Below are 20,748 nucleotides of genomic sequence, written 5' to 3'. Positions count from 1 at the left end.
CACGGCTCCATCCGCTCCCCCGAGATCGCCGAACAGGCCGCGTACTACGGGGACGGCTTCTTCGCCAACCACATCTTCTGGCCCAAGGAGCACACGGCCAAGATGGTGGGCCTCTACCGCCGCCGGTACGCGCACTACGGGCACGGCACTCCCGAGCAGGCCGTCGTCGGTCTGGGGGGTCATGTCTTCATGCGGAAGAACTCGCAGGACGCCGTGCGGGAGTTCCGGCCCTACTTCGACAACGCGCCCGTCTACGGACACGGCCCGTCCCTGGAGGAGTTCGCCGAGCAGACGCCCATGACCGTCGGCTCCCCCCAGCAGATCATCGACCGCACGCTGTCCTTCCGCGACTATGTGGGCGACTACCAGCGGCAGTTGTTCCTGGTGGACAGCGGTGGCCTGCCGCTGAAGACGGTCCTGGAGCAGCTCGACCTCCTCGGCGAGGAAGTCCTTCCGGTCCTGCGCAAGGAGATGGCGAGCCGTCGGGCGCCCGGGGTTCCCGACGCGCCGACGCACGCGTCACTGGTGGCGCGGCGCGACGAGGAGGCCGCGGAGACGGAATCCCGGCCGGAGAACGTCACGGCGGGCTGAACGGGACGGGCGGGGCCCGGCTGAACGGGCCCGTCGGACACCGGTCGGCCGGAGGCCCGAGGGAGGCGCACAGGTCCAGTTCCCGGCCTGGGGCATTAACCGGGTACTGGTCCCGTGCCGCCTCGTGAGGGCGATGTTCCGGCCGTGCCGACCGGCCGGTCAAAGAGGGCCGGCCGAGTCTGTCAGATCACCTCCGCGGCCCAACGCCGCAGGCAGGCGCCCTGTGGTCGGACCACACCCCCTGGTGGTCCGACCACACCCGGCGCACTTTCCGCTCCGCCCGCGCACCCGGCGCCGCCCCTGGCGCGCCCCCCACCGGTGGTCCGCCCACCATCCACCGCACCAGGGGGGTGCCGGGTACACCTCGTGCCCCGCGCCCGGACGCGCGACGGTTGGAGGGCAGCTGGAGGGGGCTGCCAAACCGTAGGGCAGGAGTGTCGTGAGTACATCCGTCACAACCAAACGCAGGACCGTTCTCGATACACAGGGGATCCGTCGGCTGGAGCGCGCGCCGATCCGCAGCGCCGTGGCCGACGATGTCGTCGACGAGCTGTGTGCCACGCTCTTCGCCAGGTTTCCGCGCCGTGACCAGCGCGTGAAGGCCGAGCAGTACCTTCGGGGGCTGCTCACCGCCCAGGGACGCAAGTCCATCCGCAACATCGCCGCACAGATCGGCGGCCCGGCCGCCGAACAGAGCCTGCACCACTTCATATCCAGCTCCACCTGGGACTGGCGGCCGATGCGTGCCGCGCTCGCCGGCCATGTGCAGCGCAACAGCTGCCCGCAGGCCTGGGTGGTGCGGTCCATGCCGATACCCAAGGCGGGCGAGCACTCGGTGGGCGTGGACCGGCGCTTCGACCCGGAGCGCGGCCAGGTCTTCCGGGGCCAGCAGGCGTTCGGGGTGTGGCTGGCCTCCGAGGACGTGAGCGTTCCGGTCAACTGGCGGCTGTTCCTGCCCGATCCCTGGGTGAAGGACCGTACCCGCCGGGACCGCGCCGAGGTCCCCGAGGAGGCGGGCGAGGAGACACTGGAGGAGTGCGCGGTCGCCGCCGCCCTGGACACCGCCCGGTGGCAGGACGTGTCCCGCAAGCCGCTGCTCCTGGACATCCGCGGAGGCGCCGGGCGCGCCGCGCTGACCAGGCTCTCCGGGGCGGGAGTACCGATCGTCGCCCGGATCGGCGCGACCTGCCGGCTGTCGGTGGCGGACCGCGCGCTGCCCGGCTTCGGAGCGGGTCCGCTGCCCGCCCAGCAGATCCTGGAGTCGCTCAAGGGCCTGCGCAGGCCGGTGGGGTGGCTGGACACGGCGACCGGCCGGAGGGTGTCCCGGACCTCGCTGGCCACGGCGGTACGGGTCACGCTGCCGGGCCCGTCGGGCGACCGTGAGCGGCACTTCCTGCTGATGGGCGAGTGGGACGATCCGCGCCGGCCGCTGGCGCGGCTGTGGCTCACCGATCTGACGGGTGCGACGGTCGGCCAGCTGCTGCGGCTCACCAAGCTGACCCGCCGGGTCGAGCGTGACTTCGCCCAGGTCGGCGAGGGCGCGGGGCTGCGTGACTTCGTGGGCCGGTCCTTCCGCGGCTGGCACCGGCACATCACGCTCGCCTCCGCGGCCCACGCGGCCACGGTCCTGAGCGCGGACTGGGACGCCTCCTACGACACGGTCCGGTCCACCGGCTGACGACCGGGTTCCAGGCCCCGTTGCTGGGCCAGGACGTCGCGGGTCCGCTGCAGCCGCAGGGCGAGCTGGACTTCGAGGACCTGGCCCGGCTTCTGCCATTCGGCGCCGAGGAGTTCACCGATCCGCTCCAGCCGGCGCGAGACCGTGTTGGGGTGGACATGGAGCGCCTCGGCGGCGTTGGTCGGGCTGCCGCCGGAGGCGAAGTACGCCTCCAGAGTGCGGGTGAGATCGGTGAACCGCTCGGCGTCGTAGTCCAGTACGGGACCGATCGCGGCCTCGATGAAGCCGTCCACGTCGTGGTCGTCGGAGAGCAGCAGCCCCAGAAACCCCAGGTCCTGGACGGAGGCCGCGGAACCGACGCCGTTCAGCGCCGTCATCGCGTCCAGGCAGCGCAGCGCTTCCAGATACATCCGCCCCGCGCTGTCCGGGCTCCAGCCGGGACCGGCGGCGCCCACCGAGACGGGGTGGCCGAGCAGCGGTGACAGCTCGCCGGAGACCGCGCGCGCGGCGGCTGACGCGTCGAGTCCGGGCAGCAGCAGGACGATGCAGCCGCCCTGGACGGTCTTCAGGCCGGACATCCGGTAGGCGTACGACGAGGCCCAGACGACCGCCCTGCCCTGCTCGCCGCCCTCGGGCCGGGCGACCACCAGGACGTGCGGCTTGCGCAGGTCGATGCCGAGCCGGCGGGCGCGCTGCACGATCTGGTGCGGCGCGTGCTGCGGCTCGGCCAGCAGATCGTCGAGGAGCTCGTCACGGACGGGACCCTCGGCGACGGCGGTCGAGCGCTGCATGAGCAGCATGAACGCGACGCACTGCGCGGCCAGTTCGAGCAGCCGCTCGTCCTCGCCGGTCAGCCCGGTCGCGGGGCGTATCACCACCACACCCAGGTCCTCGGAGCCCGCGATGACCGGGGCGACCCAGGTGTTGTCGCCGGTGACGACGGGCCGGCGACCGGCGTGCGCGTCCAACGAGGCCTTCGCCACGGCCTCCTCGTCCAGACCGGGTATGTCCCCGCCGGTCGCGAGGCTCGACGCGAGACTGCGGCCCCCGGGGTCACGGATCATCACGGTGCCGTCGAGGGCGTCACCCGCGGCCTTGGCGACATTGCACAGATCGCCGCCCGCGAGCACCAGGTTCATGATCCGGCTGTGTGCCTCGCTGACGTGCCGCATCCGGGTGAGGCTGGTGCGGGCCCGTGAGCTGTCCAGCTCCAGCTCGGTCACCTCGGCCCGGGTCTGCTCCAGCAGACCCGCCTTCTCGATGGCCACGGCGGCGAGGTCGGCGAGCGAGCACATCAGACCGATCTCGTCCGGGGTGTAGTGGCGGACCCTGCGGTCGGCGCCGTAGAGCGCGCCGACCGACGAGTCGCCGCTGCGCAGCGGCACGGCCATGATGGCGTGCAGCCCTTCGACCCGTACGACTTCGTCGATGACGTCGGAGTGCGGGAAGCGGTCGTCGTGGAGGTAGTCGGCCGTCCACGCGGGCGCTCCGTTGGCCTGTGCCTCGCCGCCGAGCCCCCGGCCGTCGAGCACCCGCAGGCCGGTGTGGAGGGCGGTGGTCGAGCCCTCGGTGGTGTGGATGAACGAGGTGCCGTTGCCGCCGCGCAGACTGACGTACGCCATGTCGAAGTTCAGCAGGCGGCGGGCCCGTCGGGTGATCACCCGGAGCAGGCTGTCCAGGTCGTACGGGAACGTCAGATCCCGGGCGGTGTCGACCAGGGCCTCGAGCCCGGCCTCCCGCTGCTCGCGTCGCGTGAACGACGAACCTATGCCCCTGGCGAGCTGAACGGCCCGTTCGAGACGGGCGAGTTGAGCACCGGACGCCCCTCCCCGGCGGGCGTGGTGCAGCAGTTCGTCGAATCGGCTCGGCGGAGCTTGCTGTGCGAGCAATTCGAGCACGGTCAGTGCGTCGGCGCCGCCGGTATCCGCTCCTTCCACGGTCATTGTCCCAACCCCCGTTGTGTAACGAAACAGAAAACCCCGGATTGCGGGCCGAAACTAGTTCGGCCCCGAGGCAGGGTCAACGGTGACCTCTGCCACTGCATTCCCTGTGTGTCATGGTCACCGTGCCACACCGTGAGCGGTGTCGTGGGACCACCTTCTCCGACGCCGACCGGCCCGGCGAAGCTGTACCGGCAAGCCGACGTGGCAGTTGGGGCCGCGTCGACGCCGGAGGGAGACGGGTGTCGGAGATCCACGGCCACGAACGGTCGCTGCCACGCAGTAGGGAGGCACTGGCCGCGCCGGGCCGGTCTCGTGTGTTCTCCCTGCGCGGCCTGGGGTGGGACCGGCTGGACGGTGTGCTCGCTCCGTCCTACGCCGCGTCCACCGGCGCCGCCGGGGTGCGGGGGCCGATGGCGGTCCGTGACGCCGATCCGACGTGGGACTTCGCCCCGCCTGCCGGACTTCGCCCGGGAACCCGCGCGGCAGGGTTGAGGGACGCGCGGCCCGCTAGCGGTGGTGGCTGTCCCCCATCGTCGGCGGCGCGTTGTGCGCCCCGAGGGAGTTGAAGGACGTCCGGTCGTGATGCGCCCGCTCTCGTGCCTGCTGCTCGATGAGCAGGCCCTCCACGTTCTGCGTGGAGCCGCCTCCGCGGCGCAGCAGGGTGACGATCAGGAGCACGACGGCTCCGGCCAGGACTCCGAACAGAATCATGATCGATACCACTGGTGATTCCCCCCGTGACTCAACTGCTCCGACGGCCACCGTACAGCGGGGATCCGCCGCTCACACGGCTGTTGGCGCGTTCGTCGCCCTGGTGAGGGCCAGCCGCATGGGGGTCGGCGGGACGTCGTGGCGGCCCGTCATCAGGCTCACTTGGGCCACCGCCTGGTGGAGCAGCATCGCGAGCCCGCTCACCACCCGGGCGCCCCGGGCGGAGGCGGCGCGGGCGACCGGTGTGGGCCAGGGAGCGTAGACGACGTCGAAGAGGGTGCCGGGGCCCAGATGGCGGGCGTGGTCGTCGGCCGCGCCCGGGGGAAGGGTCGAGAGAACGAGCGGCGCGGCCGGCAGCACGCGGGGCGCCTCGGACAGCGGCAGGATCGACGGGGTGACTCCGAGGCGTTCGGCGGTCGCCCGGAGCGCGTCCGTACGCGAAGGGTCACGGACCAGGACCGTGGGGCGGCTGACGCCCGACTCACCGAGGGCAGCCAGCGCCGAGCAGGCCGTCGCTCCCCCGCCGAGCACGACGGCGGAGCCGGCGGTGACGACGCCCGCCTCGGCGAGTGCGGCCCGGATGCCGTGGACGTCGGTGTTCTCGCCGTGCAGGTGGCCGTCGGGCCGCCGTACGACGGTGTTGACGGCGCCGACGGCTCGCGCCCGCTCCGAGACCGTGTCCAGCAGCGGAAGGACCGCCCGTTTCAACGGCATGGTGAGCGAGACACCGGCCCAGGTGTCGTCCAACGACCGTATGACACGCGCGAGTTCGTGCTCGCGGCATTCGATCGCCATGTAGCTCCAGTCGTCGAGGCCGAGGGCTTCGTACGCGGCGCGGTGCAGCACCGGGGACAGCGAGTGGCCGACCGGGGAGCCCAGGACGGCCGCCCGTGTCACGAGGAGGCCGTCCGCAGGACGACCCGTCGGCCGTGCAGCGCGCCCTTCTCCAGGCGCCGGTGGACGTCCGCCGCCTCGCTCAGCGGCAGTGCCTCCACCGCTCTCGGCCGCAACCGCCCGGCCGCGAGCAGCCGGTTGATCGTCACCGACGCCTCCGCCAGCTCCGACGCCGAGGCGTGCGAGATGGCGAATCCGACGATCGAGCAGTCCTTCATGTACAGCTGCCCGGCCGGCAGCACCGGGGTCGAACGGGCTCCGGCCAGGATGACGACCCGGCCGCGCCGCGCCAGCAACTCCACGGTGTGGCCGAGGTCGTTGGTGCCCGAGCAGTCGAGATAGGCGTCGACGCCCCCGGGGCTCGCCTCCGCGATCCGCCGGTACACCTCGGGAGCCCGGTAGTCGAAGACCTCCGCCGCGCCCAGCGACCGCACGTACGCCGCGTCCCGCTCACTCGCCGTGGCGAGGACCCGCGCGCCGGCCTCCACGGCCAGGACCACCATCGCGCTTCCGACGTTGCCTCCGGCACCCGCGACGACGACCGTCTCGCCGGGCCTGATCCGTCCATGGGTGAACAGACCCAGATACGCCGTCGCCGCCGGGTGCACCACGGCGACCGCGGCCGTCGGGTCGACGCCGTCCGGCAGCCGGTACAGCCGGTCGGTGGCGACCACCGCCTTCTGCGCTGCCGCGCCCTGGCGCCCCCCGTGCCCGAGGCTGTTGCTCCAGACCGGGTCCCCGACGACGAAGCCGACCGCTCCCGGACCCACCTCGGCGACCGTGCCGACCAGGTCACGGCTGATCACGAAGGGAAAGGGCGTGGGCGTACGGAAGAGCCCCGACCGGACGAACGTGTCGACCGGGTTCGCCGTGGCGGCCAGGACGTCGACAAGGACGTCCGTGGGCCCGGGACGGGGATCGGCCACGACCCCGTATTGAATGACGTCCGGTGATCCGAGCTGTTCGATGTAGGCAGCGCGCATGGGACGGGATTCTGGCAGCGGTGCTCATGTGTTTCCCGCCCGTAACCCATTGTGTGTCAACTCCGTATGGACGTCGGGAATGAGCGGCCTAGGCTGGGCCCGTGAAATTGACAATGCGGGATGTGAAGCCGGGCGAACCGGCCATGGCCGACGATGTCGCGCCGCTGATCAGGACCCTGCGACCGGGCCTCGGAGAAGCCGAGTTCACGGAATTCGCCCTCGCGTCACACGGCCAGGGGCTGGTGTTCACCGCCGTATACGATCCCGCCGGGCGGTGTGTGGGCGTCGCCACACACCGGGTCCTGGCGACCAGCCGCGGCCGGCTGCTCTTCGTCGACGACCTCGTCACCGCGCCCGCCGCCCGCTCCACCGGCGTCGGCGCCCACCTCCTCGCCGAGCTGCGGGAACGCGCCGGGCGGGCGGGGTGCGTACGGATCGAGCTGGACACCGGCACGGCCAACCACGGAGCCCAGCGCTTCTACCACGCGCAGCGGATGCGCATCGGGGCGCTGCACTTCGCGCTGGACGTGGCGGAAGCGGACAGTCCCGCGACCTGACGTACCGCGCCCCGGACTTGACGGACCCTGATGCCATTCATTGACCCCCACCCACCCCCCTCAGCAGTATTCCCGTCGACCGGCGAAACAGCCTCATATTCCGGCTCAGGAACGGCCCCTGCCACCTTTTCCCATTCCCGCAGGGGCGGCCCGACTTTGGCGTATCTCTACTGACGAGAGCTTGGGGTCATGCTGCTTCAGCGCATAGGAAACCGTGGCATCCGGCTGGGCACGCTGTTCGAGCGCGCGGCGGCCCGGCATCCCGCGAATGTGGTGATTCTCGATCACGACCTCGACATCGCCCCCCGGCTCGGCCGGCGGGCGACCGTCGCGGAGGTCGCCGATCTCATCGACGACTTCGCCTCCCGGCTGTGGGCGGCGAAGGTGCGCCCCGGTGAGCGGGTCGTCGTCTACAAGTCCGACGGCTTCGACATCACACTCCTTTCCTGCGCCATCGCACGCATCGGAGCCGTACCGGTGCTCCTCTCGCCCAAGCTGGACGGCGAGACCGCGGCGGAGCTGGTGCGCCGCACGGACCGGCCGTTCCTGCTGACCGACGCGGCCAAGCTGGAGAACGAGCTGCCCGCCTCGGTCTTCGACCGGGCCGAGAAGGTCCTGCTGGCCTCGGGCAGCCACGAGGGCGCCGTCGCGCTGGCCTCCCTGGAGGGCGTCGACCGGGTCGCCCCGGTGACGATGCCCCCGGAGCACCCCACGCTCATCACACACACCTCGGGCACCACGGGGACGCCCAAGCTCGCCGTGCACACGGGCCGGACGCTCGAGGCGCGCTACCGGCCGCAGGCGTCCGTGATCAAGCCGCTGTTCCGGCGTCCCGAGCCCATCGCGATGCATGTCTCGTTCGTGCACTCGCGGCTGTTCACGGCACTCGCGATCTCCTTGCACCGGGGCTTCCCCATCATCGTGCTCGCCGACTCCGACCCCAAGCAGGCGGCGGATCTCTTCGCGCGGTTGCGCCCCGGCATCCTGGAGGCGCATCCCAACTCCTTCATGGAGTGGGAGGAACTGGCGCACGACCCACGCCGGCCGCTGGCCAGTGTGAAGCTCTTCAGCTCCACCTTCGACGCGATCCACCCGAGGACCGTGCACCGGCTGCTGCGTGCCTCGCGGCGCAGGGCCCCGCTGTTCGGCCAGTTGTACGGGCAGAGCGAGGTCGGCCCGGCCGTGGTGCGTGCCTTCACCCGCCGCCGCTCCCTCGACGACGACGGCCGCTGCGTCGGCCGTCCCTTCCCCGGCTTCACCGACGTACGGGTGGTCAGCCGCGACGGCAAGGAGCCGTCGCCCGACAACCCCGGCTACATCGAGGTCCGCAGCGACGGCCGGATCGTCACCTACCTCGGTGAACAGGCCCGCTACGACCAGCAGGTCTCCGAAGGCGGCTGGTGGCGGATGGGCGATGTCGGCTACCGCACCAAGTGGGGCTGCGTGCATCTGCTCGACCGCGAGGTCGACCTGATCGAGGGCTTCGGCTCCACCCTGGCCGCCGAGGACACCCTCTTCGGAAAACTCGACGAGCTGGCCGAGGTCATCATCATCCCGGGCGAGGACGGGACCGCCGTCCCGGTCGTCTGCACCAAGGACGACCGGCCGCTGGACAAGGCCGCCTGGAAGGCGGCGGCCGCGTCGCTGCCGCCGATGGCGGAGCCGGTGCAGTGGCGTCTCGGTGAGCTGCCGCAGACCGCCACGACGAAGATCAAGCGACTGGAGCTCGCGCGGCTGCTCGCGGCCGGCGACCAGGGCGAGTAGCCCTTCCCGAGCGGCGGCGGGCGCCCTCCCGCGCCGGCCGCCCCACCCCTGCCTCCACGCTCCGCGCCGTCACCGCGCAGCCACCGCCCCCATCACCCGAGAACGGAGACCCTATGAAGAGCGGTCACGCGGAAGTCTGCATCGTCGGCGCCGGGCCCCGTGGGCTGTCCGTCCTGGAGCGGCTCTGCGCCAACGAGCGGGTCTCCCCGGCGCGCGGCACCCTGACGGTTCACGTCGTCGACCCGGCGGCGCCCGGCGCGGGAGCCGTGTGGCGCACCGAGCAGTCCCGCCATCTGCTGATGAACACCGTCGCCTCCCAGGTCACCGTGTACACGGACGACAGCGCGCGGATCGAGGGGCCGATCGAGCCGGGACCGAGCCTGTACGAGTGGGCACGGGACCTGTCGGCGGCGGCCGACGCGGGCGCGTCCACCGACGGCCATGACGCGGCGACCCTGGCGGAGGCACGGCGGCTGGGCCCCGACTCGTACCCCACGCGCGCCTTCTACGGGCGCTATCTCCACGACAGCTTCCTGCGGGTGGTGGCGCGGGCGCCGGAGCACATCACCGTACGCGTGCACCGGACGCGGGCGGTCGCCATGGCCGACACCCACGGGGTGCCGGGCGGGCCGCAGGGGGTGCGCCTGGAGGACGGCACCCGGCTCAACCATCTCGACGGGGTGGTGCTCGCGCAGGGCCATGTGCCGGCGAAGCTCACGGCGCGCGAGGCCCGCACGGCGAGCCTCGCCCGGATCCACAACCTCACCTATGTCACGCCCGGGAACCCGGCGGACCTGGACCTCAGCTCCGTCGAACCGGGACAGCACGTCCTGCTGCGCGGTCTCGGGCTGAACTTCTTCGACCACATGGCGCTGTTCACGGTCGGGCGCGGCGGGGCGTTCGAGCGCCGCGACGGCGACCGGCTCGTGTACCGGTCGTCGGGCCGTGAGCCGAGGCTCTTCGCCTCGTCGCGACGGGGCGTCCCGTACCACGCGCGCGGTGAGAACCAGAAGGGCGCGTACGGACGCCACCTGCCGCAGCTGCTCACCCCGGAGTTCATCGCGGACCTGCGCCGGAGGTCGGTCGACGGCGACCGGGTCAACTTCGGCCAGGACCTGTGGCCGCTGATCTCCCGCGAGGTGGAGAGCGTCTACTACGGCACGCTGCTGGAGTCCCTGGGGCGCGGCGCCGAGCGGGAGGAGTTCACCACCCGCTATCTCGCCCTCGACGGCGAGGCCGAGCGGGCGGCGCTCGTGGCCGGGCACGGCATCGAGCAGGCCGAGCGCTGGGACTGGGAGCGACTGTCGAGGCCTTACGGGGAGCGGGAGTTCGCCGACCGGTCGGAGTTCCGGGCGTGGCTGCTGGCGCATCTGGCGCGGGACGTCGCCGACGCGAGGGCGGGGAACGTCGAGGGGCCCTTGAAGGCCGCGCTCGACGTGCTGCGCGACCTGCGCAACGAGGTCCGGCTCGCGGTGGACCACGGCGGCCTGGAGGGCAACTCGCACCGGGACGACCTGGAGGGCTGGTACACGCCGCTCAACGGCTTCCTGTCGATCGGCCCGCCGGCGTCGCGCATCGAGGAGATGATCGCGCTGATCGAGGCGGGTGTCCTCGAGGTGATGGGCCCGGGCACCCAGATCCGCCTGGACGCGGCGGCCCCGTCGTTCGTGGCCGCGTCCGGCACGGTGCCGGGGCCGCCGGTGAGGGCGTCGGTCCTGATCGAGGCGCGCCTGCCCGAACCGGACCTGCGACGCACGCGGGACCCGCTGATGCTGCACCTCCTCAACACCGACCAGGCGGCGCCGTACCGCATCGCCGGTGCCTGCGGGACGAGTTACGAGACGGGCGGCCTGGCCGTCACCGAGCGCCCGTACCACGTCATCGACGGCCGCGGCCGCCCGCACCCGCGCCGCTTCGCCTACGGCGTCCCGACGGAGTCCGTCCACTGGGTGACGGCGGCGGGCATCCGCCCGGGCGTCGACTCGGTCACCCTGAGCGACTCCGACGCGATAGCCCGCGCCCTGCGCGCCCTCCCCCCATCGGCCCACGTCCCCCCGTCCGTCCGCCCGGTGACGGACGACGCCGCCCTGGCGGGGGTGATCGTGTGACGACCCGCACGGACGGGGCCGCCGCGGGCGCCCACAACGCCGGTGACCCGCGCGGCGGGAGCCCCCGCGACGAGCGCGAGGCGGGCGCCGCGGGCAGACCGGCGGCGGGCGCCCACCGCGTGGGCAACCCGCAGGACACGGCGGCCACAGGCGCGCCTGGCAAGCCCGGCGCCGTGGTCGCCGAAACGGCACCGCGCGACGGGGGCCCCGCAGGCAGCCAGGCCGCGGCAGGCGCCGCCGACACGAGGGGCCCGGGCGCCGCGGGCGCCCACAACACCGGTGACCCGCACGGCGGGAGCCCCCGCGACGAGCGCGAGGCGGGCGCCGTGGTCGCGCCCGGCGACGCCTACGATTCCGGGTTGCTCTCGCCCGTCCGGGCCGGGACGCCCGTCGAGAGTGCCGTGGGGGACCGGGCGTGGCTGCAGGCCATGCTCGATGCCGAGGCGGCGCTCGTGCGGGCGCAGGCGCGGCTCGGGACGGTGCCCGCGTTCGCGGCGCGGGCCATCACGCGGGCCGCTCGGGCCGAGCGGTTCGACGTCCGTGAGCTCGCGCTCAGTGCGCGGGAGACCGCCAACCCCGTCGTGGGTCTGGTGCGGGCACTGACCCGGGTCGTCGCCGAGGACGACGCGGCCGCCGCCGAGTACGTGCACCGGGGTTCGACCAGTCAGGACATCTTCGACACGGGCGCGATGCTGGTCGCGGACCGGGCGATCCGGATCATCCGGGCCGACCTCGGACGTACCGCCGCCGCGCTCGCCGAGCTCGCCGCCCGGCACCGGGACACGCTGATCGCCGGGCGGACGCTCGCCCTGCACGCCGTGCCGACGACCTTCGGGCTGAAGGCAGCCGGCTGGCGGCAGGTGGTGCTGGACGCCGACGCCCGCCTGGGCCGGGTGCTCGCGGAGCTGCCGATCTCCCTGGGCGGCGCCGCCGGGACCCTCGCCGGTTACGTCGAGTACGCGCGGATCGACGGCCCCGCCGACCACCCGGTGGAGCCGGGCGCCTACCAGGACCGGCTCTCGGAGGCGTTCGCCGCCGAGACCGGGCTGACCCGCGTCATGCTGCCCTGGCACGCCCTGCGGACCCCGGTCGCCGACCTCGCGTCCGCGCTCGCGTTCACCGCCGCCGCGCTCGGGAAGATCGCGGTCGATGTGCAGTCGATGACCCGGACCGAGGTCGGCGAGGTCGCCGAGCCGACCCGCGCCGGCCGCGGCAGCTCCTCTGCGATGCCGCAGAAGCGCAACCCGGTCCTCGCCACCCTGATCCGCAGCGCAGCCCTGCAAGTACCGGCGCTGTCCGGCGGATTGGTGCAGTGCCTGGTCTCCGAGGACGAGCGGTCGGGCGGCGTGTGGCACGCCGAGTGGCAGCTGCTGCGCGAGTGCCTGTGGCTGACCGGCGGCGCCGCGCACACCGCCGTGGAGCTCGCGGAGGGCCTGGAGGTCCGTGAGGGCCGGATGCGGGAGAACCTCGCCCTCACCGGCAGCCAGGTCGTCTCCGAGCGGATCGCCGCCGTCCTCGCGCCCCGGCTCGGAAAGGCCGCCGCCAAGGAGCTGCTGACCTGGGCGTCGGTCACGGCGGAGAAGAGCGGCCGGCCGCTGCGCACCGTCCTGTCCGAGGCTCCCGAGCTGCACGGTCTGATGGACGCCGACGAACTGGCCGCGCTGTGCGACCCGTCCCACTACACCGGCGCGGCCGGTCCCCTCGTGGACCGCGCGCTGCGCGGGACCGAACGATGAGGGGTGGTGCGTGATGGCGTCCGGTCGCTGGATCGAGGACTGGGACCCGGAGGACGTCCGGTTCTGGGAGACGCGCGGCAAGTCCGTCGCCCGCCGCAACCTGGCGCTGTCCGTGCTCTCCGAGCACATCGGGTTCTCGGTGTGGAGCATGTGGTCGGTCCTCGTGCTGTTCATGTCCCCGCGGATCGGGCTCCCCTTCACGCCCGGTGAGAAGTTCCTGCTGGTGGTCACGCCGACGCTGGTCGGCGCGGTGCTGCGGCTCCCGTACAGCTACGCGGTCACCCGCTTCGGCGGCCGCAACTGGACCGCGTTCGCCACCGCCGTCCTCCTCGTCCCGGCAGGCGCCGCCGCGTACTTCGTCCAGCGCCCGGGCACCGACCTGTGGGTGTTCCTGGTCATCGGCGCGCTCGCCGGCGTCGGCGGTGGCAACTTCGCCTCTTCGATGACGAACATCACCGCCTTCTTCCCGCAGCGCCACCAGGGCTGGGCCCTCGGGCTCAACGCGGGCGGCGGCAACCTCGGGGTCGCCGTCGTCCAGCTCCTCGGCCTGCTGGTCATCAGCACGGCCGGTGACACGCACCCGTCGTACGTCGCCGGCGTCTACCTGCCGCTCATCGTCACCGCCTCGCTCCTCGCCGCCCTGCGGATGGACAACATCGCGGTCGTACGGGGAGAGGGCGGGGGCGCCCAGCGCGAGGCGCTCGGCAGCCGCCACACCTGGTGGATCTCCCTGCTCTACATCGGCACGTTCGGCTCGTTCATCGGGTACGGCTTCGCCTTCGGGCTCGTACTGCAGACCCAGTTCGGGTCGACGCCGCTGGAGGCGGCCTCGTACACCTTCCTCGGCCCGCTGCTCGGCTCCGTGGCCCGTCCGCTGGGCGGCAGGTTCGCCGACCGGTGGGGCGGCGCGCGGGTCACCTGCTGGACGTTCGTGGCGATGGCCGCCGGGACCGGGGTGCTCCTGACGGCCTCGGAGTCGGGCTCGTTCGCGCTGTTCGTCGGCGGTTTCACCGTGCTGTTCGTCCTCACGGGCGTCGGCAACGGCTCCACCTACAAGATGATCCCCGCCGTCTTCGCCGCGCAGGCCGGTCGGGAGGTGACCGAGGGCCGCGACGCCACGGCCGCCTTCGCCCGCGCTCGGCGCCTGTCCGGCGCGGTGATCGGCATCGCCGGTGCGGTCGGCGCGCTCGGCGGGGTCGCCGTCAATCTGGTCTTCCGCGCCTCCTACGGAGGCGGGGCCGGCAGCGGCACCCCCGCGTTCCTCTCCTTCCTCGGCTTCTACGCGGTGTGCGTGGCGGTGACCTGGGCGGTGTACCTGCGCCCGGCGCGCGCGGCCGAGTCCGGCCCCGCTCCCGTACGTCCCGGAGTCACCCGTGTCTGACCTGCGCGTTCCGGTGCGTACCGTGCACACGCACTGCCCGTACTGCGCCCTGCAGTGCGGGACCCGGCTGACCCGGGGCCCCGAGGACGAGGTGCGGGTCGAGCCGTCCGCGTTCCCCGTGAACCAGGGCGGGCTCTGCCAGAAGGGCTGGACGGCCCCCGAGGTCCTCGGCGTACGGGACCGGCTGCGGCAGCCGCTGGTGCGTGGCGCGGACGGGGCGCTGACCCCGGCCGGCTGGGACACCGCCCTCGACCTGGTCGCCGGGCGGCTGGGGGCGATACGGCACGCGCATGGCCCGGACGCCGTGGGCGTGTTCGGCGGCGGTGGGCTGACCAACGAGAAGGCCTATCTGCTGGGCAAGTTCGCCCGTGTCGCGCTCGGGACGAGCCGGATCGACTACAACGGCCGGTTCTGCATGTCCTCGGCCGCGGCCGCGGGCAACGCGGCGTTCGGCATCGACCGGGGTCTGCCGTTCCCGGTGACCGATCTGGGCCGGGCCGATGTCGTGCTGCTGGCCGGCGCCAACCCGGCCGAGACCATGCCGCCGCTGATGCGCCACCTGGACCGGGCCGATCTGATCGTCGTCGACCCGCGCCGCACACCCACCGCCGAGCGCGCGCTGCTGCATCTGCGGCCGGTGCCCGGCACGGATCTGGCGCTGGCGCTCGGCCTGTCGCACGTGGCCGTCGTGGAGGGTCTGCTCGACCACGCGTTCCTCAAGGACCGCACCAGCGGCTTCGACACGGCGTGGCGGCAGGCGGTCTCCTGGACGCCGGAGCGGACCGAACGGGTCACCGGGGTCCCCGCGGGCGAACTGCGGGAGGCGGTGCGGCTGCTGGCCGGCGCCCGCCGCGCCTATGTGCTCACCGGCCGGGGCGCGGAGCAGCACAGCAAGGGCGCCGACACCGTCTCCGCGTTCATCAATCTCGCGCTGACGCTGGGCCTCCCGGGCCGGGTGGGCAGCGGCTACGGCTGTCTGACCGGACAGGGCAACGGCCAGGGAGGACGCGAACTGGGCCAGAAGTCCGACCAGTTGCCCGGCTACCGGATGATCACCGACCGCCGGGCGCGCGAGCATGTCGCCGAGGTGTGGGACGTACCGGCACGGTCGCTTCCGGGGCCGGGCCCCAGCGCGTACGAACTCCTCGACTCGCTCGGCACCGGAAGCGGCCCGCGCGCCCTGCTGGTCTTCGGCTCGAACCCGGTGGTCTCCGCCCCGCACGCCGGCCGGATCGCCGAGCGGCTCGCCGCCCTGGACCTGCTGGTCGTGGCCGACTTCGTGCCGTCGGAGACGGCGCGGATGGCCGACGTGGTGCTTCCGGTGACCCAATGGGCCGAGGAGGAGGGCACCTTGACCAACCTGGAGGGACGGGTCCTGCGCCGCCGCGCGCTCCTCGACCCGCCCGCCGGGGTCCGCGGCGACCTGGAGGTGCTGCGGGAGCTTGCGGTACGGCTCGGTCAGCCGGCCGAGCGGTTCCCGGCCGCGCCGCGCGAGGTGTTCGAGGAGCTGCGCCGGGCGACCCGGGGCGGGCGCGCCGACTACTCGGGGATCAGCTACGAGCGGCTGGACGCGGGCGAGGCGCTGCACTGGCCGTGCCCGGACCGCGGCGGCATCGGCACGCCCCATCCGGGGACGCCCCGGCTCTTCCTGGACCGCTTCGCGCATCCGGACGGCCGGGCGCGCTTCACCGCGGTCGACCACCGTGACCCGGCCGAACTCCCCGACGCGGAGTACCCGTTGTACGCGACGACCGGCCGCGTCCTCGCCCACTACCAGTCCGGGGCGCAGACCCGCCGGGTGCGGCAGCTCAACGCCGCGGCGCCGGAGCCGTTCGTGGAGGTCCACCCGGACACCGCCCGGCGCGCCGGACTCACCGAGGGGGCGAGCGCGCGGGTGACGTCGGCGCGCGGGTCGGTGGTGGCGCGGGTGCGGCTGGTGGAGAGCCTGCGGACGGACACGGTGTTCCTGCCGTTCCACTACGCCGGGGAGGGACGGGCGAACCTGATCACCAGTGGGGCGCTCGACCCGCGCAGCGGGATGCCGGAGTTCAAGGTGAGCGCGGTACGGATCGAGCCGGCCGCGGTGACGGCATGAACCGGATCGTGGTCATCGGCAACGGACTCGCCGCGCACCGGCTGACCGCGCGGCTGGCGGCCCTCGGGCACCGGGGGCCGGTGACGGTTCTGGGCGCGGAGCCGGTCCCCGCGTACCAGAGCACGCTGCTGACCTCCGTCCTCGACGGCACCCTGCCGCCCGAGGCGCTGACGCTGCCCCCGCCGCCGGAGGGCGTACGGGTGCGGACGGGCGTCACCGTCCACGGCATCGACCGCGCCCGGCGCCTCGTGCACGCCACGACTCCGGCCGGCCGGACCGTGAAGCGGTACGACACGCTGGTCCTGGCGACCGGCGCGCGCACGGCGGTCGCGGGCCTCCCGGACACGGGAGCGGTGCGGACCGTGCGGACCCTGGCCGACTGCGTACGGCCCGTCCGGGGCCGGGTGGCGGTCGTGGGCGGCGGAGTCCTCGGCGTCGAGACGGCGTCGGCGCTGCGCCGGCGCGGCCACGAGACGGTCCTCGCGCACGCCGGACCCCATCCGATGAGCCGGGGCCTCGACCCGGTGGCCGGCGCGCTGGTGGCCGCGTGGCTGGAGGATCTGGGAGTCGAACTGCGCCTCGGCACCCGCGTCACGGCCTGGGACGAACTGCGCGCCGACACGGTCCTGCTGTGCACGGGTACGACTCCCGAGACGTCCCTCGCCAGGGCGGCCGGCCTGGAGGTCCACCGCGGCGTCCTGGTCGACGCCCAGCTGCGCACCAGCGACCCGTCGATCCACGCCCTCGGCGATTGCGCGAGCCCCCCGGGCGGCTCGGCGGGCCACCCGTCCGAAACCTGGTCCCAGGCGGACGCCCTGGCGGCGCTCCTGTCGGGAGCGCCCACGACGCGCTACGTCCGCCCTCCACTGCTGGTCCGGCCGAGGACGCCGGGACTGGAAGTGGCGTACATGGGCGGGGAGTCCGGCGACGCGACACCCCGACGGGCCGCGCCCGAGGCGACCGGTGGCGCACGCGCAGCGGACGCCGCCCACACGGCGGCCGATCCGGCGGCCGTCCGGACGGCCGTCGGCGCGACCCCGCCCGAGGCATACGGCAGCCGCCCCGAGGGCGAGGTCGTGACCCTTTCCGATCCCGCCCGGGGGCGTTACGCGCGGATCGTGGTGCGGGAGGAGCGCGTCGTCGCCGCCGTGGTGGTCGGGTTGCCGCGGGCCATCGCCGACGTGGGGCAGTTGTACGACCAGGGGCGGCCCGTGCCCCGCGACCGGGTGGCGTTGCTGCTCGGGGGCGCCGTGCGGGACGCGGAGGGCGAGCCGGGGGCTCTGCCGGACGACGCCGTGCTCTGTCAGTGCAACCACGTGACCAAGGGGGACGTGGTCCACGCCTGGCACGACGGGGCGCACGATGTGCGCGCGGTCGCGGCGGCGACCCGGGCCACCACCGGGTGCGGGGGGTGCGCCGACAGCGTGCGGAGCCTGTGCGCCTCCCTGCGCGGCGCCGCCGAGCCCCTGGAGGTGGTGTCATGAGCCGGATCCTGGTCGTCGTCGGCCATGGCATGACCGGCCACCGGCTGGTCGAGGAGCTGCGCGCGCTGGACCGTACGGACAGCTGGCGGGTCGTCGTCCTCGCCGAGGAGCCGCGCCCGGCCTACGACCGGGTCGCCCTCTCCTCCCTGGTCGACGGCCGCACCCCCGCCGAACTCGCGCTCGCCGCCCACGACCCCGTCGTCGACCTGCGGCTGTCCGCGCCGGTGACCGCCATCGACCGGACCGGCCGGGCCGTGATCCGCGCCGACGGCACCCGGCAGCCGTACGACGCACTGGTCCTGGCCACCGGATCCCGGCCGTTCGTGCCCCCGGTGCCCGGGCACGATCTGCCCGGCTGCTTCACGTACCGGACGGTCGAGGACATCGACGCGATCCGGGCCGCCGCCCGGCCCGGCCGGCCCTCCGTCGTCATCGGCGGTGGGCTCCTCGGTCTGGAGGCCGCCGACGCGCTGCGGCTCCTCGGAACACGGCCCCATGTCGTGGAGATGGCGGACCGGTTGATGCCCCTCCAGGTCGACGCCACGGGAGGCGAACTGCTCGCCTCCCTGGTCGGCGGTCTGGGCGTCCGCGTGCACTGCGCGGCCGTGACCGCGTCGGTGGACGCCGGCGCCGACGGACGGGTGTGCGGGGTGACCCTGGCGGACGGCACCACGATCGAGACGGAGCTCGTCGTCTTCTCCGCCGGTATCCGCCCTCGCGACGAACTCGCGGGCCCGGCCGGGCTGGCCACGGGCGAGCGCGGCGGCTTCCTCGTCGACGACCGGCTGCGCACCGCCGACGAGGCGATCTGGGCGATCGGCGAATGCGCGGCGGTCGCGGGACGGTGCCACGGCCTGGCCGCCCCGGGGTTCCGGATGGCCGCGTCGGTCGCCCGGCAGCTCCTGGGTCTCGGTCACACGCCGTTCGAGGACACCTCCGGAGCGACCCGGCTCAAGCTGCTCGGGGTCGGTGTCGCGGGGTCCGGCGACATCCATGCCCGTACGGAAGGGGCAATGGAGTTCACCGAAGTGGACTGGACGGCCGGGCGCTACACCAAGCGGGTCCTCTCCGCCGACGGGCACACGGTGCTGGGCCGGGTCGAGGTGGGTGCCACGGAGTCGTACGGCAGGGCGCGGGAGTCCTCCGACACCCTCACCCGCTCTTGACAGGCCCATGCCGACAGATCGGCGCCGACGTACGCGGAGAGGTCGGATGAGCGACGAAATGAGCGCAGGCGCCGGCGACGGACCGGTCCGCCCGGAGCGCGGCGCGGTGTCGGCCGCCGAACTGCGGCTGCGCTGGCTGCCGGCCGTGGACCGGCTCCCGCGCATCCCGGACGCCCACCGCAGCCCCGAGGTCGGACTGAAGGTCGCCGCACGCCTCCTCGGCACCGACGAACAGGCGGTGAAGCGGCTCATCGACGCCGGTCTGCCATCCGCGGAGACCGCGGACGGTGTGCTCCTGGACCGGTACGACCTCATGAACCTGGGTCTGCTCGCGGGGAGCGGCCGGTCGGTGGCCGAGGCGGCCGAGCGCCGCTGGACCTCCCAGCCGGCCGGCCCGTCCGCCGGATGGACGGCCGGACGGCGCCTGCGGCTGGCCATCTCCACGCACTGCTCGGACGGGTGCGTGACGTCACCGGGGCCGCCGCTGTGCGCGACGGCGCTGACGCCCGGTACGGCGACGGTGCACACCTGGCGGACGCTGGAGCCGGGCGGCCGGGTCCTGGCGGAGGTGACACTGCGGGGCCACACGTGCCGGGCGCGCTCGCGGGCCGCGCGGGATGTGTTCGCAGAGCTGTACGACGGCCTGCTGACCGGGCGCTATCAGTACGCGAGGCTGCCCGCCGCGCTCGCCGGTGACCCCGAACAGGCGCTGTCCGCAGGGGTGTTGGACTCGGTCACCGCCGCACTGGTGATGGCGGTCCACGCCCGGGCGGCCGGCCTGGCCGTCCGCACCCGCGGCGGTTTCCTGCTGGGCCCCACCGGCCCGTACCAGAGCGCGGGCATCCCGCATGCCTGGGCGGAGGTCAGGGAGGCGGGCCTGTGGGTGCCGCTGGATCCCGTCCAGGCCTATCGGGCGGGCCGGTACGCCGGAACCCCGCCCGAGTTCGTGGACTTCTGCCGGGGCTCGCGCCCGAACTGGGTCCTGGCGTGGGAACGGGAGGCGGGCGAGCCGCTGATGGCGCACCGATGTACGGACGGGGGGCGGCCGGAGTCGTTCTGCCGGCAGCTTCCGGCGAACTGTCGCGTGGCGTCGTAGGGGACGCCGCGGAGCCGCGAGTCGCCGGGCGTCTTCCGGACCGCCTGGTGCGCGGTGGGGGGACGGACAGCAAGAACGTCCTGCCGGTCGAGGGTCAGGGCGGCATCGGTACGGAACTCCCGGGCGAGCACGGCGTCGCCGGACGCAGGTCGAGCCCGCTGCGGCGCCGCATCACGTCCGTGCTCGCTGCCGCGATGTCCGCGGTGATCACGGGGAGCCCGACCCTGCCCCGCCGGGTCTTCTCGACGACGCAGGCGGGGGACTGTTCCCGCACGCCGGCGCCGCCGATCCTTCGCAACAGGTGATCCACCTCCGCGAGGACCAGCGGCGTTCGGGCGCGCGCTACCGGTGCCGGAGTGCCCCGAGGTAGGACTGGACGTTGCGGCGGGTCTCGGGGACCGAGTCGCCACCGAACTTCTCCACCACCGCGTCCGCCAGGACCAGCGCGACCATCGCCTCGGCGACGATCCCCGCCGCCGGCACCGCGCACACGTCGGAGCGCTGGTGGTGCGCCTGCGCCGCCTCACCCGTCACCACGTCCACCGTCGCCAGCGCACGCGG

Annotated in this window: 17 protein-coding genes; 12 read left to right on the top strand and 5 right to left on the bottom strand. The window is 73.7% G+C overall.

The window, feature by feature from the left end:
- Together ACZ7J0_RS33465 and ACZ7J0_RS33460 are read left to right on the top strand one after the other, a co-directional pair.
- Positions 1-591 (top strand): LLM class flavin-dependent oxidoreductase (locus tag ACZ7J0_RS33465; RefSeq protein WP_470893802.1); only part of this gene is annotated, 591 nt, incomplete at its 5' end.
- 490 nt (positions 592-1,081) lie between these two features.
- A complete protein-coding gene (locus ACZ7J0_RS33460) occupies positions 1,082-2,269 on the top strand; it encodes an IS701 family transposase (protein ID WP_470893806.1) in 1,188 nt (395 codons plus the stop codon).
- Here ACZ7J0_RS33460 and ACZ7J0_RS33455 read toward each other — a convergent pair.
- The 4 genes from ACZ7J0_RS33455 to ACZ7J0_RS33440 form a co-directional block, all read right to left on the bottom strand.
- Positions 2,242-4,212 carry a helix-turn-helix domain-containing protein gene (locus tag ACZ7J0_RS33455; protein ID WP_470893800.1) on the bottom strand — a complete coding sequence of 657 codons (1,971 nt, stop codon included), beginning with the start codon at positions 4,210-4,212 and terminating at the stop codon, positions 2,242-2,244. The genes ACZ7J0_RS33460 and ACZ7J0_RS33455 overlap by 28 nt on opposite strands.
- Before the next feature lie 507 nt (positions 4,213-4,719).
- A complete protein-coding gene (locus ACZ7J0_RS33450; RefSeq protein ID WP_470893798.1) occupies positions 4,720-4,923 on the bottom strand; it encodes a hypothetical protein in 204 nt (67 codons plus the stop codon).
- Between the two features lie 72 nt (positions 4,924-4,995).
- Positions 4,996-5,820: a shikimate dehydrogenase gene (locus ACZ7J0_RS33445; RefSeq protein WP_470893796.1), complete on the bottom strand. Its 825-nt coding sequence runs from the start codon at positions 5,818-5,820 to the stop codon at positions 4,996-4,998.
- A complete protein-coding gene (locus ACZ7J0_RS33440) occupies positions 5,817-6,800 on the bottom strand; it encodes an NADPH:quinone reductase (RefSeq protein WP_470893794.1) in 984 nt (327 codons plus the stop codon). The genes ACZ7J0_RS33445 and ACZ7J0_RS33440 overlap by 4 nt, the downstream gene beginning before the upstream one ends.
- A gap of 101 nt (positions 6,801-6,901) precedes the next feature.
- On the opposite strand from ACZ7J0_RS33440, the gene ACZ7J0_RS33435 reads away from it, so the two are divergent.
- From ACZ7J0_RS33435 to ACZ7J0_RS33390, 10 genes are all read left to right on the top strand, one after another.
- Complete coding sequence (locus tag ACZ7J0_RS33435; protein ID WP_470893792.1) at positions 6,902-7,357, top strand: GNAT family N-acetyltransferase; 456 nt, start codon at positions 6,902-6,904, stop codon at positions 7,355-7,357.
- A gap of 189 nt (positions 7,358-7,546) precedes the next feature.
- On the top strand, positions 7,547-9,121 hold the full coding sequence (locus ACZ7J0_RS33430) for a class I adenylate-forming enzyme family protein (protein WP_470893790.1): 1,575 nt from the start codon (positions 7,547-7,549) through the stop codon (positions 9,119-9,121).
- 113 nt (positions 9,122-9,234) lie between these two features.
- Positions 9,235-11,229, top strand: coding sequence for an FAD/NAD(P)-binding protein (locus tag ACZ7J0_RS33425; protein WP_470893788.1), 1,995 nt, complete (start codon positions 9,235-9,237; stop codon positions 11,227-11,229).
- Between the two features lie 326 nt (positions 11,230-11,555).
- Complete coding sequence (locus ACZ7J0_RS33420) at positions 11,556-12,965, top strand: nitrosuccinate lyase (protein WP_470893804.1); 1,410 nt, start codon at positions 11,556-11,558, stop codon at positions 12,963-12,965.
- Between the two features lie 13 nt (positions 12,966-12,978).
- A complete protein-coding gene (locus ACZ7J0_RS33415) occupies positions 12,979-14,346 on the top strand; it encodes a nitrate/nitrite transporter (RefSeq protein ID WP_470893786.1) in 1,368 nt (455 codons plus the stop codon).
- The gene (locus tag ACZ7J0_RS33410; RefSeq protein WP_470893784.1) at positions 14,339-16,441 is read left to right on the top strand and encodes a molybdopterin oxidoreductase family protein; all 2,103 of its coding nucleotides are present in this window, start codon (positions 14,339-14,341) and stop codon (positions 16,439-16,441) included. The genes ACZ7J0_RS33415 and ACZ7J0_RS33410 overlap by 8 nt, the downstream gene beginning before the upstream one ends.
- Complete coding sequence (locus tag ACZ7J0_RS33405) at positions 16,438-17,925, top strand: FAD-dependent oxidoreductase (protein WP_470893782.1); 1,488 nt, start codon at positions 16,438-16,440, stop codon at positions 17,923-17,925. The genes ACZ7J0_RS33410 and ACZ7J0_RS33405 overlap by 4 nt, the downstream gene beginning before the upstream one ends.
- Complete coding sequence (locus ACZ7J0_RS33400) at positions 17,922-19,091, top strand: NAD(P)/FAD-dependent oxidoreductase (protein WP_470893781.1); 1,170 nt, start codon at positions 17,922-17,924, stop codon at positions 19,089-19,091. Before ACZ7J0_RS33405 ends, ACZ7J0_RS33400 begins: the two co-directional genes overlap by 4 nt.
- A 58-nt stretch (positions 19,092-19,149) precedes the next feature.
- The gene (locus ACZ7J0_RS33395) at positions 19,150-20,187 is read left to right on the top strand and encodes a transglutaminase-like domain-containing protein (protein WP_470893779.1); all 1,038 of its coding nucleotides are present in this window, start codon (positions 19,150-19,152) and stop codon (positions 20,185-20,187) included.
- A 47-nt stretch (positions 20,188-20,234) separates the two neighbouring features.
- On the top strand, positions 20,235-20,492 hold the full coding sequence (locus tag ACZ7J0_RS33390; RefSeq protein WP_470893777.1) for a hypothetical protein: 258 nt from the start codon (positions 20,235-20,237) through the stop codon (positions 20,490-20,492).
- A gap of 37 nt (positions 20,493-20,529) precedes the next feature.
- On the opposite strand, the gene ACZ7J0_RS33385 is transcribed toward ACZ7J0_RS33390, so the two are convergent.
- The coding region (locus ACZ7J0_RS33385) for a chorismate synthase (RefSeq protein WP_470893775.1) at positions 20,530-20,748 on the bottom strand (219 nt) is incomplete at its 5' end.

It is taken from the genome of Streptomyces sp. NPDC038280 (assembly GCF_055600045.1).
Note: the sequence above shows the minus strand (reverse complement) of the source record. Positions and strands in the feature narration are given on the sequence as shown.